This is a genomic window from Pseudohaemophilus parahaemolyticus, assembly GCF_938021905.1.
GTDB classification, from domain to species: Bacteria; Pseudomonadota; Gammaproteobacteria; order Enterobacterales; family Pasteurellaceae; genus Haemophilus_A; species Haemophilus_A parahaemolyticus_B.
Map to the genome: position 1 here is coordinate 1 of NZ_CALIFA010000036.1, position 14,312 is coordinate 14,312.

Annotated in this window: 15 protein-coding genes and 1 other RNA gene; 8 read left to right on the plus strand and 8 right to left on the minus strand. The window is 39.5% G+C overall.

All coding sequences use genetic code 11. The features are described from left to right. The coding region (locus QMF79_RS03530) for an energy transducer TonB family protein (RefSeq protein ID WP_281772795.1) at window positions 1-553 on the plus strand (553 nt) is incomplete at its 5' end. A 116-nt stretch (window positions 554-669) separates the two neighbouring features. Here QMF79_RS03530 and pckA read toward each other — a convergent pair. Continuing rightward, window positions 670-2,280, minus strand: coding sequence for a phosphoenolpyruvate carboxykinase (ATP) (gene pckA, locus QMF79_RS03535; RefSeq protein ID WP_281772796.1), 1,611 nt, complete (start codon window positions 2,278-2,280; stop codon window positions 670-672). A 232-nt stretch (window positions 2,281-2,512) separates the two neighbouring features. Here pckA and ftsB point away from each other — a divergent pair, with 232 nt between their 5' ends. The 3 genes from ftsB to ispF are packed head-to-tail and all read left to right on the plus strand — an operon-like array spanning window position 2,513 to window position 3,973. After that, window positions 2,513-2,794: a cell division protein FtsB gene (gene ftsB, locus QMF79_RS03540; RefSeq protein ID WP_111312263.1), complete on the plus strand. Its 282-nt coding sequence runs from the start codon at window positions 2,513-2,515 to the stop codon at window positions 2,792-2,794. 1 nt (window position 2,795) lies between these two features. After that, the gene (gene ispD / locus QMF79_RS03545) at window positions 2,796-3,473 is read left to right on the plus strand and encodes a 2-C-methyl-D-erythritol 4-phosphate cytidylyltransferase (RefSeq protein WP_281772797.1); all 678 of its coding nucleotides are present in this window, start codon (window positions 2,796-2,798) and stop codon (window positions 3,471-3,473) included. Between the two features lie 23 nt (window positions 3,474-3,496). Continuing rightward, on the plus strand, window positions 3,497-3,973 hold the full coding sequence (ispF, locus tag QMF79_RS03550) for a 2-C-methyl-D-erythritol 2,4-cyclodiphosphate synthase (RefSeq protein WP_281772798.1): 477 nt from the start codon (window positions 3,497-3,499) through the stop codon (window positions 3,971-3,973). A gap of 179 nt (window positions 3,974-4,152) precedes the next feature. Here the strand turns inward: ispF and fis are convergent, their stop codons facing one another. The 3 genes from fis to sixA all read right to left on the minus strand — a co-directional run bounded on the left by fis (window position 4,153) and on the right by sixA (window position 6,110). Beyond that, window positions 4,153-4,446, minus strand: a complete 294-nt coding sequence (gene fis / locus QMF79_RS03555) for a DNA-binding transcriptional regulator Fis (protein WP_005705819.1) — start codon at window positions 4,444-4,446, stop codon at window positions 4,153-4,155. 13 nt (window positions 4,447-4,459) lie between these two features. Beyond that, window positions 4,460-5,425 carry a tRNA dihydrouridine synthase DusB gene (gene dusB / locus QMF79_RS03560; protein ID WP_281772799.1) on the minus strand — a complete coding sequence of 322 codons (966 nt, stop codon included), beginning with the start codon at window positions 5,423-5,425 and terminating at the stop codon, window positions 4,460-4,462. A gap of 196 nt (window positions 5,426-5,621) precedes the next feature. Next, the gene (gene sixA, locus QMF79_RS03565) at window positions 5,622-6,110 is read right to left on the minus strand and encodes a phosphohistidine phosphatase SixA (protein ID WP_281772800.1); all 489 of its coding nucleotides are present in this window, start codon (window positions 6,108-6,110) and stop codon (window positions 5,622-5,624) included. Between the two features lie 123 nt (window positions 6,111-6,233). Between sixA and pyk the strand changes: the two genes are divergently transcribed. After that, entirely contained in the window at window positions 6,234-7,673 is a 1,440-nt protein-coding gene (gene pyk / locus QMF79_RS03570) for a pyruvate kinase (protein WP_281772801.1), read from the plus strand. A 234-nt stretch (window positions 7,674-7,907) separates the two neighbouring features. Further along, window positions 7,908-8,005, plus strand: an RNA gene (gene ffs, locus QMF79_RS03575) — signal recognition particle sRNA small type. A 13-nt stretch (window positions 8,006-8,018) separates the two neighbouring features. Here the strand turns inward: ffs and QMF79_RS03580 are convergent. After that, the gene (locus QMF79_RS03580) at window positions 8,019-10,001 is read right to left on the minus strand and encodes an LTA synthase family protein (RefSeq protein ID WP_281772802.1); all 1,983 of its coding nucleotides are present in this window, start codon (window positions 9,999-10,001) and stop codon (window positions 8,019-8,021) included. A 148-nt stretch (window positions 10,002-10,149) separates the two neighbouring features. Between QMF79_RS03580 and xseB the strand changes: the two genes are divergently transcribed. Both xseB and ispA read left to right on the plus strand, forming a co-directional pair. Beyond that, the gene (gene xseB, locus QMF79_RS03585; protein WP_005705698.1) at window positions 10,150-10,371 is read left to right on the plus strand and encodes an exodeoxyribonuclease VII small subunit; all 222 of its coding nucleotides are present in this window, start codon (window positions 10,150-10,152) and stop codon (window positions 10,369-10,371) included. 1 nt (window position 10,372) lies between these two features. After that, window positions 10,373-11,266: a (2E,6E)-farnesyl diphosphate synthase gene (ispA, locus tag QMF79_RS03590; RefSeq protein WP_281772803.1), complete on the plus strand. Its 894-nt coding sequence runs from the start codon at window positions 10,373-10,375 to the stop codon at window positions 11,264-11,266. A gap of 35 nt (window positions 11,267-11,301) precedes the next feature. On the opposite strand, the gene recQ is transcribed toward ispA, so the two are convergent. The 3 genes from recQ to QMF79_RS03605 form a co-directional block, all read right to left on the minus strand. After that, a complete protein-coding gene (recQ, locus tag QMF79_RS03595; RefSeq protein WP_281772804.1) occupies window positions 11,302-13,107 on the minus strand; it encodes an ATP-dependent DNA helicase RecQ in 1,806 nt (601 codons plus the stop codon). Between the two features lie 72 nt (window positions 13,108-13,179). Beyond that, the gene (cyaY, locus tag QMF79_RS03600) at window positions 13,180-13,491 is read right to left on the minus strand and encodes an iron donor protein CyaY (RefSeq protein ID WP_111353020.1); all 312 of its coding nucleotides are present in this window, start codon (window positions 13,489-13,491) and stop codon (window positions 13,180-13,182) included. Between the two features lie 9 nt (window positions 13,492-13,500). Further along, complete coding sequence (locus QMF79_RS03605; RefSeq protein ID WP_281772805.1) at window positions 13,501-14,292, minus strand: glycosyltransferase family 25 protein; 792 nt, start codon at window positions 14,290-14,292, stop codon at window positions 13,501-13,503. Between the last annotated feature and the right edge of the window lie 20 nt (window positions 14,293-14,312).

Here is a 14,312-nt window from a genome sequence, read left to right on the forward strand (position 1 = left end):
AGAGCCACCAAAACCAAAAGCCCCGCCAAAAGAGAAGCCGAAAAAAGTCGAAAAACCAGTTAAAGCATTGGAGAAAGGCAAAGAAGTTAAGCAAGGCATCGTGGCAAAAGCCCAACCAAACATCCCGCAAAGCCAAACCCCAAAAGAAGGTGTTGTAAATGGTAGCCAAAATGGCAAAGGGAATGTAGGCTCCGCCAAAGGCGTTGAAAATGGCAATGCCGCCAAAGGAAATGGCAGTGATGTAGGTAATGGCTCAGCGGCTTCAGGCACTGAAATTAATGCCTACAAATCTGCTTTACAACGAGCTTTACAGCGCCAAGCAAATAACGCTTATCCAACACGTGAACGAATGATGCGAAAAATGGGGACGGTAACACTTAGTTTTACTATTTCTCCTGCAGGGCAATTAATAAACGTGAGCGTGGTTAGCTCATCAGGTAATAGCAACTTAGATGCCGCTGCCGTAAAAGCTGCACAATCCACGAAAACATCACCACCACCAGAAGGTTTCCCGAATCATGTGACTGTGCCAGTGAAATTTTCGATTGAGTAATGTCTAATCAAATATTATATAAATAAAAACAAAGTGGGTAAGAACCGTTATTCTTACCCACTACTTTTTTACAACAAGAAAAAGCTAGACTTTACGTCTAGCTATTTTATCAGAGATTATAATTTAGGGCCTGCAGTAACTAATGATTTTCCTTCATCATTGGTTGTGTATTTTACAAAGTTTTTCACGAAACGACCCGCTAGATCTTCTGCTTTTGCTTGCCATTGTGCTTTATCTTCGTAAGTGTTACGAGGGTCTAAAATATGGGTATCTACACCTGGTAAAGTTTTTGGAATTGCCAAGTTGAAGATCGGTAATTCGCCCATTTCTGCTTTTTCGATTGAGCCATCTAAAATTGCATCAATGATACCGCGAGTATCTTTAATTGAGATACGTTTACCTGTGCCGTTCCAACCTGTGTTTACTAAGTAAGCTTCTGCACCAGCGGCTTCCATACGTTTGACTAACACTTCTGCATATTTAGTTGGGTGAAGGGTTAAGAATGCCGCACCAAAACATGCTGAGAAGGTTGGAGTTGGTTCAGTAATACCACGCTCTGTACCCGCTAATTTTGCGGTAAAGCCAGATAAGAAGTAGTATTTAGTCTGTTCTGGTGTAAGTTTAGACACAGGTGGTAACACACCAAATGCATCAGCAGTTAAGAAAATCACTTTTTTCGCGTGCCCTGCTTTTGATACAGGTTCTACAATGTTATCAATGTGATATATTGGATAAGACACACGGGTATTTTCTGTTTTTGATTTATCAGCAAAATCAATAGAACCATCTTCACGTACAACCACGTTTTCTAATAACGCATCGCGACGGATTGCACGGTAAATATCTGGTTCATTTTCTTCACTGAGGTTGATAGTTTTCGCATAGCAACCGCCTTCGAAGTTGAATACACCTTCATCATCCCAACCGTGTTCATCGTCACCAATAAGTTTACGTTTTGGATCAGTTGAAAGCGTGGTTTTACCTGTACCAGATAAACCGAAGAATACAGCGACATCACCATCATTACCTACGTTTGCAGAGCAGTGCATAGCAGCAATATCTTTTAATGGTAAGAGGAAATTCATCATTGAGAACATCCCTTTTTTCATTTCGCCACCGTACCAAGTACCACCAATAAGTTGTACCGCTTCGGTTAAGTTAAATGCTACAAAGTTTTCAGAATTTAAACCTTGTTCTTTCCAATTCGGGTTGGTTATTTTTGAACCATTCATTACAACGAAATCTGGCTTGAAGTCTTTGAGCTGTTCTTCTGTTGGACGAATGAACATATTTTTTACAAAGTGGGCTTGCCACGCTACTTCAGTAATAATACGAACGGCAATGTGATGGCGAGGGCTTGCACCACAGAAACCATCAATCACGAATAAGCGTCTGTTTGAAAGCTCGTGAGTGACTAATTCTTTCAAACTTTGCCACGTGGTTTGGTTCATTGGTTTGTTATCATTTTTTACTTCATCGGTTGTCCACCAAATATGATCTTTGGTAGTTTCATCGTAGATGATATATTTATCTTTCGGTGAACGACCTGTAAAAATCCCTGTATCTACTGCAACAGCACCTAAATTCGTCAGGCGACCTTTCTCATAGCCTTCTAAATTTGGGTTCATCTCTTCTTCAAAGAGTTGCTCGTAACTTGGGTTATGCACAATTTCTTTGACGTTAGTAATGCCGAGTTCTGCAAGTTCTTGTTCGATACGATTTAACATAAATCACCTCACTCCAATGTGTGTATTTAAGAATTAGGGCAATTCTACCCCGTTCTGATTAAAAAAAATGCCAACTACTTCACATTTTTGAAAAAAGTGAAAAAAAATTGAAGAAGATTTGAAGTTTTTGCTCCGTTTACATGAATGACTTTTCTGGCAATAACAAACTTTTCCATTTTTTGTAAAAAGACGGTAAAATTCTACCGCTTTTTAAATAAGGAACAAGAAAAAGATGCGTGTATTAGTTGGTTTTTTAGCATTTCTGCTGATTTTCTTTCAATATAATTTCTGGTTTGGTGAGAATGGGTGGAATGATTATCGAGATGCCTCAGCAAGTCTAGAAGCTGTCAAAAAAGAAAATGAACGTTTGGCAATACGTAATGGATTAATTGAAGCGGAAATTTATGATTTAAAACACGGTGTGAACGCCTTAGAAGAGCGTGCCCGCACGGAACACGAAATGGTGAAATCAGACGAAGTGTTTTACCGTATTATTCCTAAAAATGGGAAGTAAAATGAGCAGACAAATTTTTGCAATTATTCCTGCATCAGGCGTAGGTAGCCGAATGAAAGCCAATATGCCAAAACAATACCTAAAATTGCTTGGAAAAACAATTTTAGAGCACACGCTTTCTATTTTCTTAGCTCATCCACAGGTTGAAAAAGTTGTGGTTGCTGTTTCAAAAGAAGATCAGTACTATCCTGAGATACTCTTATTACAAGATCCAAAAGTCGAGGTGGTTTTCGGTGGTGAAACCCGTGCAGATTCAGTATTCAATGCATTGCAAAAAGTGCCAGAAAACGCATGGGCATTGGTACACGATGCCGCACGCCCTTGTTTAAAGCGGTCAGATTTAGACAAACTTTTGCAAATTGAAGATGAACAAGGTGGCATCCTTGCTACACCTGCTATTGATACGATAAAGCGTACCCAAGATGCCAAAACGATTTCACATACTGAAGATCGTTCAACCTTATGGCACGCATTAACCCCGCAATTTTTTCCCTCACAAATGTTGAACAAAGCATTATCGGCGGCGTTTTCTGCAAATGCGATGATTACTGATGAAGCTTCTGCAATGGAGTTTTTAGGTTTTCATCCACAATTAGTGGCTGGCAGAGCTGACAATATCAAAATTACCCGCCCTGAGGATTTAGCTTTGGCAGAATTTTATTTAACGAGAAACGATTAAGACAGATTTAAGAGGATTACAAAATGATTCGAATTGGACACGGTTTTGATGTACACGCTTTTGGGCAAGATCGTCCATTGATGATTTGTGGCGTAGCAGTGCCTTATCACACAGGTTTTATTGCACACAGCGATGGCGATGTGGCGTTACACGCCTTAACCGATGCATTATTAGGTGCAGTTGCATTGGGCGATATTGGCAAACTTTTCCCTGATACCGATATGCAATATAAAAATGCCGACAGCCGTAAATTATTGATTGAAACCTATCGCCGTGTACGAGAGCAAGGTTATAAAGTAGGGAATGTAGATGTGACCATTATTGCACAAGCCCCCAAAATGCGACCTTATATCGACCAAATGCGTCAAACCATTGCTGATGATTTACAATGCGATGTAATGCAAGTGAATGTCAAAGCGACAACAACTGAAAAGCTAGGTTTTACAGGACGAGGCGAAGGGATTGCGTGTGAAGCAGTAGTGCTTTTGACTAAAATCTAATAAGTAAAATTGCGGTATTATGTAGCAGCTTCATAAAGCTGAATTTACGATTCCTGAGCCTGTTGAAGGATAAGTAATTCCATCTTTAAAATGCCAAAACCCAACTATTTTTTCCTACATACCTAAAAAAACCTCATATCTTTTAAAATATGAGGTTTTTATTTAAGTGTAGTTAGGAATTAACCCATACCGTATTTTTTTAATTTTTTGCGTAATGTACCACGGTTAATGCCAAGCATAGTTGCAGCACGAGTTTGATTACCGCGAGTATATTGCATCACCATATCAAGCATTGGATGCTCAACTTCAGATAATACTAATTCGTATAATTCTGTTGGATCTTCATTGTTTAATTGTGCTAAATAATTCTTTAATGCTGCTTTTACGTTATCACGTAGTGGTTTTACTACTTGTTGAGCTTGTGCATTTAGCATCGTAACCGTTAATGGGTTGTTTACTGGTTGTTCAATCATTTCCTTTATCCACTTAATCTAAGAGATCTTCTACAAAACCTTCTAATGCATTGAGTTGTGCTTTCGTACTCTCTAATGCATTAAAAGCACGCTTAAAAGTTGAGTTTGGTGCTAAATTTTCTATATACCAACCGACATGTTTCCGAGCAATTCGATATCCTTTTTCTTCACCATAGAACTGATGAAGATCTTGGATATGTCGCAACATAAAGCGACATTTTTCTTCCGTTGGTAATATAGCATAATAACCATTCTCTAAAAAATCATTCACTTCCTTGAATATCCAAGGGCGACCATAAGCTCCTCTGCCAATCATTACAGCATCTGCACCCGTGTAATCAAGCACAAATTTCGCTTTCTCAGCAGAAGTAATATCCCCATTGGCAATAATTGGAATGGAAACTGCATTTTTGACCGCTTTAATGCTTTCATATTCTGCTTCTCCGTTGAATAAACAACTTCGGGTACGTCCATGAAGCGTTAAAGCTTGAATACCCGCTTGCTCTGCAATTTGGGCAATTTCTACGCAATTTCGATTCTCAAGATCCCAGCCTGTTCGAATTTTTAAGGTAACAGGCACATCGACGGCATTCACCACAGCATTTAAAATATCAGCCACTAAACCTGGCTTACGCAAAAGGGCAGAGCCTGCCATTTTTTTGTTTACCTTTTTAGCGGGGCATCCCATATTGATATCAATAATTTCAGCACCATAGCTCACGTTTACCTTTGCTGCTTCTGCTATTTCAATAGGATCAGCTCCTGCAATTTGTACAGCATTAATCCCAATTTCTTGATGATGAGCTAAACGCAGTTTAGACTTTTCGGTATGCCGTACATCAGGGTTAGTTGACATCATTTCAGAGAAGGTAAGCCCAGCACCAAGCTGGCTACATAAACGGCGAAATGGTTGGTCAGTGACCCCTGCCATTGGTGCGAGGAAAATACGGTTTTTAAATTCATATTGTCCAATTCGCATTATTTCTCCGAACTCTTCTTAAAATATCAACGAAAAAAGATGCAATTCCATACTGCATCTTTTTACAATTTTGCTTAATTGTTATTCAACATCAGCAATTAAGGGAGCGTATCATACGCATTTTTCACACGTTTGAGAAGAGTGATTTTTAAACAATTTAATAAAAAAGGTGAAAAAATCTGCTTGATTTTTTTGTTTAAGCAATTTTCTCTTGTAAAAGCACGCCTTTCAGCCCATTCCAATTGATTTCAGCTATCACAGCAGGGTAAAAATGTACGCTTTGTTGATATTGTGTGAATGTTTGGACTAAATCAAATACAAGAGGTAAATGTGAAACAATAAGCACCTGATTTGCCCCCTCTTCATTTAAAAAGGCAAGATAATCTTGGATCATATCAGGCGAACCATTTGGTGTAATCTCATCCCACTCCTCAATAATATTTGCAAAATTTTGTGAAAAGCCAACCGCTTGCATTCCTTGTGTCAGAGCTGTAAGCGTTTGCTTAGCTCGAAAATAAGGGCTAACCAATATTTTATCGAGTTGAATATTTCTTTTTATACACTGTTCACCTAGCCATTTGCCCTGCAAAAATGCTGCATTTTTTCCCTTTTCTGTTAAAGTTCTTTCGCTATCTATTAGAGCATTAAAATCTGCCTCACCATGACGCATAATCCAGATGTTCATAAGCTGTTTCCTATTTTTTATTTCAAGAATTATATTTTAGTCGTATAATACCCCACGTTTTGTACAGCTATTACTGTATCAAGAAAATTTTTTAAAATCTAACTTTCAATATTGGAGTAATCAATGTCTCGAAAATTAAGAAGAACTAAAATTGTTACCACATTAGGTCCTGCAACAGACCGTGGCAATACTTTAGAAAAAATTATTGCAGCAGGTGCAAATATGGTTCGTATGAACTTTTCTCATGGTGTTCCGGAAGATCACATTGAGCGTGCAAATAAAGTGCGTGAAATTGCGGCTAAATTAGGTAAAACCGTGGCAATTTTAGGTGACTTACAAGGTCCTAAAATCCGAGTTTCTACGTTTAAAGATGGCAAAATCTTCTTAAACATCGGCGATAAATTTACTCTAGATGCAGATTTACCACGTGGTGAAGGCCACCAAGATGCGGTAGGCTTAGACTATAAAAACTTACCAAACGATGTAGTGCCAGGCGATATTCTTTTATTAGACGATGGTAACGTTCAATTAAAAGTATTAGAAGTAGATGGCGTGAAAGTTCATACTGAAGTAACTGTGGGCGGTCCATTATCAAACAATAAAGGGATCAACAAATTAGGTGGCGGCTTATCTGCTCCAGCATTAACTGAAAAAGATAAGAACGACATCAAATTAGCCGCGAAAATCGGTGTTGATTACTTAGCGGTATCATTCCCACAATCAAGTGCAGACTTAAACTACGCACGTCAATTAGCACATGAGGCAGGTTTAGATGCGAAAATCGTGGCGAAAGTAGAACGTGCTGAAACCGTTGCGACGGAAGAAGCAATGGATGATATCATCTTAGGTGCAGACGTAATTATGGTGGCTCGTGGTGATTTAGGCGTTGAGATTGGTGATGCAGCATTAGTGGGTGTTCAAAAACGTTTAATCCGTCGTTCACGTAAATTGAACCGTGTAGTGATTACAGCAACCCAAATGATGGAGTCCATGATCAAAAAACCAATGCCAACCCGTGCAGAGGTAATGGACGTTGCGAACGCAGTATTAGATGGTACTGATGCAGTAATGCTTTCAGGCGAAACGGCAAACGGTGATTATCCAGTTGAAACGGTGAAATCAATGGCTGAGGTGTGTTTAGGTGCAGAAACAATGCCAAGCATCAACATTTCTCGTCACCGTATGGAAGGCACATTCACGCACGTTGATGAGGCAGCGGCAATGTCTGCAATGTACACTGCAAACCACTTAGAAGGCGTTTCTGCAATTATCGCATTAACTCATTCAGGTGAAACGGCTAAATTAATGAGTCGCATCAGCTCAGGTTTGCCAATTTTTGCATTATCGCGTAATCCGCGTGCATTAAATCGTGCAGCATTATATCGTGGTGTAACACCTGTATTCTACGATGAAGAGAGCCGTACCATTGATGGTGCAAAAAAAGCATTAGCATTATTAAAAGAGCAAGGCTACTTATTATCAGGCGATTTAGTGTTATTAACTCACGGTGATGAGTTAAAAGAAGGCGGTACCAATACTTGCCGTATTTTAAAAGTTGAATAATCCCTGATAAGCAAAAGGCCCGTTTTGTGATAAGCTGCATCTTAAGAGTTGGACCAAACAACCAGCTGATTAAGATGCAGATTTTTTATAACTAAATATCGCTAGCTTTTCGGCATATAGAACTAAATAAGTCTCACTTTTTCGGGTCAGATCGATTTATCTACTTGCCTTTATTTTTTTAATCACTATAATAACAGGCTCTTATGTTCGCAAGAGCATAATCCAATGGGGGTGTTATTGGTTCCTCGCAACGGTGTTCAGCTTACTTGGTCAGGTTCGGAAGAAAGCAGCCTGGGTTGAAATTTCTGTGTGCCGAGGGGTGCTGGTAACAGCCCCACCTTTTTTCTATTTACCTGCCTCTTTTTTCTCTTCTTTTGGTAAACGATATAACTGATGTTTATACAAATAGCTTGGCAGCAAGGCTTGAGCTAATGCATCTTTTTTCTCCTCCTCATCAACGGCTTTCGGAATCAGTTTTTCGTTGTCTTTATCGTATGTAAAGCTCTCAATCGGCGTATTTGGACGCATTACAATCACATCATTATTCGCTTTCAGGACAGCTTGTGTCGCATCATATTGCATAATTGCACGATTTGGCTCAACATTTTGGGTTAAGTCATAGCCCATCATTGGGTTTTCGCTGCTAATTCCCGCTACAGACAGCAGAGTTGTAGGCATATCAAGTTGGCTGACTAAACGGCTATCACGTTTTGGCTCGATATGATTACCGAGCAATAACGCAGGAATATGGAAATGACGAATCGGCACTAAATCATCGCCTGTTGCGCGCGAGTCGTGGTCGGCAATAATTAAGAAAATCGTATCATCCCAATAGTTCGATTTTTTCGCTAATTCGAAGAAATGCCCTATCGCATAATCAGCATATTTCGCTGCATTATTACGTGTCTGTTTTGGCTGTTCATGCAGTTTAATTTTTCCATCTGGGAACTCAAACGGATCGTGGTTACTTGAGCTAAACACGAGGCTAAAGAACGGTTTGCCTTCATTGTGTAACTGGGTAAAAGTTTCGTTTGCTTTGTCGAATAAGTCTTCATCGCTTACGCCCCAAGTCGCTTTAAATTTGGGATTAGCGTAATCATTTTCATCAATGATACGAGTGAAACCATTGCCGTAAAAAAAGCTTGCCATGTTGTCGAAATGTTTTTCGCCTCCATAAATGAACGAGGTATCGTAACCTTGACGACGTAACAATTCTGCAATGCTAAAGAAGTTATTTTGACTTTTCGTGAGTTTCACGACCGCACGAGCTGGTGTTGGCAAGAAACCGGTGGTTGTTGCTTCAATGCCACGTACAGAACGCGTACCCGTTGCATATAGGTTTTCAAACAACCATCCCTCTTCGGCTAATTTATCTAAGTTTGGAGTTAATGGTTTGCCGCCAAGCGTGCCGACAAATTGTGCACCAAGGCTCTCTTGAAGCAAAATTACGATATTTTTCGGTTTACCCGTGTAACTTGCTTGGTTGTAAGTCAGTGTCGGAATTTCGCTTGAAATGTAATCTGAATCTGGACGACCACGCAATTTTTTCACACGTTCGAACATCTCTTCATCCGACATTTTGCCATATTGTTCTGCTGATTTTTCTTCATCTTTCAGCTGTTGCACCGCATAAAGTACAGAGTAGCCAGAGTTTAATACAAGAGAGTTTACGAGCGGATCGCTTGAAAATGCGACCATTGCAGGGTTAATCCCACGGTGAGCAAAACTTGAACGTCCACCGACAAACACCAATGTTGCTACAAGCACGGCAACAAGCGGTCGAATTTTCCAACTCATTTGTAAACTACGGGCAGAAACCTTTTTCACCGCCCAACCTGCCAATTTCCAATAAGCAAAAATTGCCAATGCCATCACCATAAGGCTAATAATCACCGTGGTTAAATGTCCGTGAATAAGCATCGTAAATACTTCTTTTGGATAAGTCAGATATTCAATAAACAAGCGGTTCGGACGCAAGTCAAAGGTTTCGATAAAGTTAGGCGTTGCCACTTCCATAAACAGAATGAATACGGAACCTACAGTAAGCCAAATGCGTAAAATTGCTTGCCAAATTTTGCCAATTACATTGTTACTGAGCAATAGTACGCTAAATAAAGCAGGTAAACCAAATAGCCAGCAAAGGGCTGATATATCAATTCGAAAGCCTTGCAACATTAGTTGCAACCAGCCATCTACCGCATTTACCCTTTCTGCTTGCCATAAGCCTAGGGATAATCGAGAGATTGAAAGTAAAATTAAATTGATAAAGGTAAAAAAGAGAATGGGGAATAGAACCGAACGTTCTTTCCTTTGAGTTGATTGCTTCATAGCAATTCCTTAATATGAAATGAAAATCCATCGCATTCTACGCCATTCATTTGTTAAATAATAGTAGCATGCGAAAATAAAAGCTGTTTGCAAAAACAGACATAGAACGGTAAACTTTGTTCACACTTTATTAACGAGAGAAAGATAAATGGCTAAGAAACCAACACCCAATTTTGAAACAACATTACAAGAGTTAGAAAGCATTGTAACGCATTTAGAATCAGGCGACTTATCGCTTGAAGATGCTTTAAATGAATTTGAAACTGCGGTTAAACTGGTGCAACAAGGACAAGAATACTTGCAAAAAGCAGAACAACGCATTCAAATTCTTCTTAACAAAACACCTGAAGCTGAACTCACCGATTACTAATATGACTTACTCTCTCTCAACCGATCTTGCTGAAATCCAGCAACGCATTAACCACTATCTTTCTACTCAGCTTGAAACGCTCAAAACTATGCAATCACCGCTCGCCGATGCGATGGCTTACGCTGTCTTACTTGGCGGAAAGCGAGTTCGTCCGTTTTTGATGTATGCGACTGGGAGAATGTTAGGCGTACACTTAGCAAAAATCGATGCTTCTGCAGGGGCAATGGAGTCTATCCACGCTTATTCATTGGTGCACGATGATTTACCCGCCATGGATGATGATATGTTAAGGCGCGGTAAACCAACTTGCCATATTGCCTTTGATGAAGCCACCGCAATTTTAGCGGGCGATGCATTGCAAAGTTTTGCCTTTGAACTGATTGCAGACGATGAACATCTCCCCCCTTTGCAAAAAATTCGCCAAATTCAATCGCTTGCAAAAGCCTCTGGTGCAAAAGGAATGTGCTTGGGGCAAAATTTAGATTTGCTTGCGGAAAACAAAGCAGTTTCATTAGAAGAATTAGAATTTATTCATCGTAATAAAACAGGGGCGTTAATTGAAGCATCTGTGTTAATGGGTTTTAACCTTTCTGATTATGCAGAAGATAAACGTATTGAAATGAAGCTTCAACGCTATGCCCAAGCGATTGGCTTAGCTTTCCAAGTGCAAGACGATATTTTAGACATCATTGGTGAAACAGATAAAATCGGCAAAACCGCAGGGGCGGATGAACAGCACAATAAAAGCACCTATCCAAAACTATTAGGGTTAGAAGGTGCACAGCAAAAAGCCGAAGGACTTTATCGAATCGCGATTGATGCCTTAAGTGAGCTAAATTTTGATACTACAGCATTAAAAGAGTTGGCGGATTTTATTATTCATCGCGATATTTAAAATAAAAGCATATAGACCTTCTATATGCTTAGGCTCTACCGCCTAGCAGCTAAATGTGACTGAATTAAGTTCATAAAAGCATCTCCAAAACGTTCTAATTTTCGTTCGCCCACACCGTTAATATCTAACATTTCCGCTTTTGTGGTTGGTGTGAACTGTGCCATTTCTTCGAGGGTGGCATCGTTGAACACCACGTAAGGCGGTATGTTTTCTTTATCGGCAATCTGTTTGCGTAAGAAACGCAAGCGAGCAAATAAATCTTTGTCGTAGCGGGGGCTTGCCTGTTTTTGACTGTATGCAGAAGCCGAGAAAGTTAAGCGTGGCGTAGCCAGCTCCAACTTCACTTCTGAACGTAATACAGGACGTGCCTCTTCGGTAAGTTGCAAGGCTGAATTATTCACAATGTTTTGTTTAATTAAGCCTAAATGAATCAACTGGCGAATCACGCTTACCCAATAATCTTGGCTTTGCTCTTTTCCGATCCCATAAACACTGAGTTGGTCGTGTCCGTATTGGCGAATTTTTTGATTATTTAACCCTCTCAGTACGGCGATAACGTGGTGCATTCCGAAAGTTTGCCCTGTACGATAAATTACCGACATCACTTTTTGTGCATCAATCAGTCCATCGTATTTACGAGGGGGATCGAGGCAAATATCGCAGTTTTTACACGGTTCTTGGCGGGATTCGCCAAAATAGTTGAGTAAAACCAAGCGGCGGCAGGTTTGTGATTCAGCAAATGCACCAATGGCTTGTAATTTGTGTTGTTTAATATCGCGTTGTTCGCTTTCTGGTTCTTCCAACAGCATTTTTTGCAGCCACGCATAATCGGCTGGGTCGTAAAACATTATCGCTTGCGAAGGCAAGTCATCACGTCCAGCACGCCCCGTTTCTTGATAGTAAGATTCGATACTTCTTGGCAGGTCAAAATGTACCACAAAACGCACGTTAGATTTGTTGATCCCCATACCAAAAGCAACCGTTGCAACCACCACTTGAATGTTATCGCGCTGAAAGGCATTTTGTACGGTTTCACGTTGTTGAACGCTCATTCCTGCGTGATAGCACATTACAGAAATGTTTCTCGCACTCAATTTTTCCGTAATCTCTTCCACTTTTTTGCGGCTGTTACAATAGACAATCCCACTCTTGCCTTTTTGCCCGGCGATAAATTTTGCTAACTGTTCCATTGGCTTGAATTTTTCTTGCACGGTGTAGCGAATGTTCGGACGGTCAAAACTACCCAAATAAGTGTGCGGGTCGTTTAAGCGAAGATGGTGCAAAATATCCGCACGTGTGGTTGGGTCTGCCGTGGCGGTGAGTGCCATAAGCGGTCGATTTGGGAAAGTATTTCGCAAATTGCCCAAAAGAGTGTATTCAGGACGGAAATCGTGCCCCCATTGTGAAACACAGTGGGCTTCGTCAACCGCAATAAAGCTGATTTTGCAATGAGAAATAAAGTGATAGAAACCTTGGGTCATCACTTTTTCGGGCGAAAGATAGAGCAATTTAAGCTGCCCATTTAAGGCTTTTTGCTCAACGGCTCGCTGTTCTTCAAGCGTTTGGGTTGAGTTGAGATAAGCGGCTTCAATGCCGTTTGTAAGAAGCTGATCAACTTGATCTTTCATCAATGAAATCAGCGGCGAAATCACAAGGGTAATCCCTTCTAAACAGAGGGCTGGCACTTGATAGCATAATGATTTTCCACCGCCAGTGGTCATAATAACAAGCGTGTCCTTGCCCGCAAGCGTGGATTCAATCACCTCTTGCTGACCTTGACGAAATTGCTGATAACCGAATACGTTTTGTAGTACGGTTTGTGGGGCGGAATATGGTTGCATTGAATGTAGGGAGGGCTTTAGCCCATCACTGGGTTTAAATTGAAAATGGTGGGCTAAAGCCCACCCTACGAATTAAGAAGTAAATTTAACCTCTTCCCCATGTCTTGCGAAGGCTTCTTCTAGATGCTGCCAGAAAGAACGCCCTTCAGCGGTTTTCCATTCATCATCAAGATATTTGAAATGGAAGCCGCCCAGTTTACTTGCAAGCCAAAGTTCAAGCATTGCTTCTTGTTTGTTGATGATAATTTGTGAATCGTCATCGAAAGTTAAAGTACAAACCGCCCCTTGAATTTCGGCATCAACCGATAAACCTTCATCATCAATTTTTTCTTCGATTTCGTCCCACGTTTGTTCAACTAATTGGTGAAATTGTGCTACGTTCATTTTTATTCCTTATTTAAAATAAGCTTTCTTACCAAAAAATTTTTTATTTAATTTTGCAAATGGGCGTTTAACTTCTTTTACTAATCTAATAATAAGTGGTAATTTCTTTTTATTTTTCTTATCCCTTCTTTGATCTCTTTCACCACCTTCTCCTCCCATAACACCAAAACTAGATGTTTGAGGATTTAATAGGCAATCTTGGATACATACTGCAGGTTGCATTTGCCATACAGTATATTCTTTTTTTAGTAAAAGTTGCTTAAATAATAAATTGTCTATCTCAATATCTTTAATTTCCTTTATATTTTTAACTAAAAAATCGATTCCTTTTTTAGTAACAATATAGCCTCCAGTTCCAGAATTTGATTTGGTTAATTTATAAAATTTTCTACCTAGGTATTCTTTAATAGAAAAAACAGATAATATAACAGTATCAAAATTTTTCTCAATTTTCACAATGTCAACATTATCATCAATATAGTTATTATTATTTAGTAATAAATTAGCATTTTCACCTAAATAGATGTCATCTTCAAAAATACAAATATAATCAAGCTCTTTTTCTTTAGCTAAATAATATAAAGCGATATGGCTTAATGCACAAGCTATTTCTCCTTTAGTAAGAGGGCTATTAGAAATATCAATGCCTAATTCTTTCGCTTTTAATTCTAAATTATTTGGGGTAATAGCATCAAAAAATTCAAAGGTAATATTTTGCTTACCAAATTCTTTGGTAATATGCTCTCTTCGATCAGTTGCTGTTGTTAAACTAATTACATAATTGTGTTGTATATTTTGCATAAATCACCATTTGCAAATTT

Bases quoted from the DNA above. Each gene is read 5' to 3' on its own strand.
- recQ (WP_281772804.1), bottom strand. From the start codon at position 13,107: ATGCAACCATATTCCGCCCCACAAACCGTACTACAAAACGTATTCGGT.
- xseB (WP_005705698.1), top strand. From the start codon at position 10,150: ATGGCTAAGAAACCAACACCCAATTTTGAAACAACATTACAAGAGTTA.
- ispA (WP_281772803.1), top strand. From the start codon at position 10,373: ATGACTTACTCTCTCTCAACCGATCTTGCTGAAATCCAGCAACGCATT.
- dusB (WP_281772799.1), bottom strand. From the start codon at position 5,425: ATGCGAATTGGACAATATGAATTTAAAAACCGTATTTTCCTCGCACCA.
- ispF (WP_281772798.1), top strand. From the start codon at position 3,497: ATGATTCGAATTGGACACGGTTTTGATGTACACGCTTTTGGGCAAGAT.
- pyk (WP_281772801.1), top strand. From the start codon at position 6,234: ATGTCTCGAAAATTAAGAAGAACTAAAATTGTTACCACATTAGGTCCT.
- QMF79_RS03580 (WP_281772802.1), bottom strand. From the start codon at position 10,001: ATGAAGCAATCAACTCAAAGGAAAGAACGTTCGGTTCTATTCCCCATT.
- ispD (WP_281772797.1), top strand. From the start codon at position 2,796: ATGAGCAGACAAATTTTTGCAATTATTCCTGCATCAGGCGTAGGTAGC.
- sixA (WP_281772800.1), bottom strand. From the start codon at position 6,110: ATGAACATCTGGATTATGCGTCATGGTGAGGCAGATTTTAATGCTCTA.
- pckA (WP_281772796.1), bottom strand. From the start codon at position 2,280: ATGTTAAATCGTATCGAACAAGAACTTGCAGAACTCGGCATTACTAAC.
- cyaY (WP_111353020.1), bottom strand. From the start codon at position 13,491: ATGAACGTAGCACAATTTCACCAATTAGTTGAACAAACGTGGGACGAA.
- fis (WP_005705819.1), bottom strand. From the start codon at position 4,446: ATGATTGAACAACCAGTAAACAACCCATTAACGGTTACGATGCTAAAT.
- ftsB (WP_111312263.1), top strand. From the start codon at position 2,513: ATGCGTGTATTAGTTGGTTTTTTAGCATTTCTGCTGATTTTCTTTCAA.
- QMF79_RS03605 (WP_281772805.1), bottom strand. From the start codon at position 14,292: ATGCAAAATATACAACACAATTATGTAATTAGTTTAACAACAGCAACT.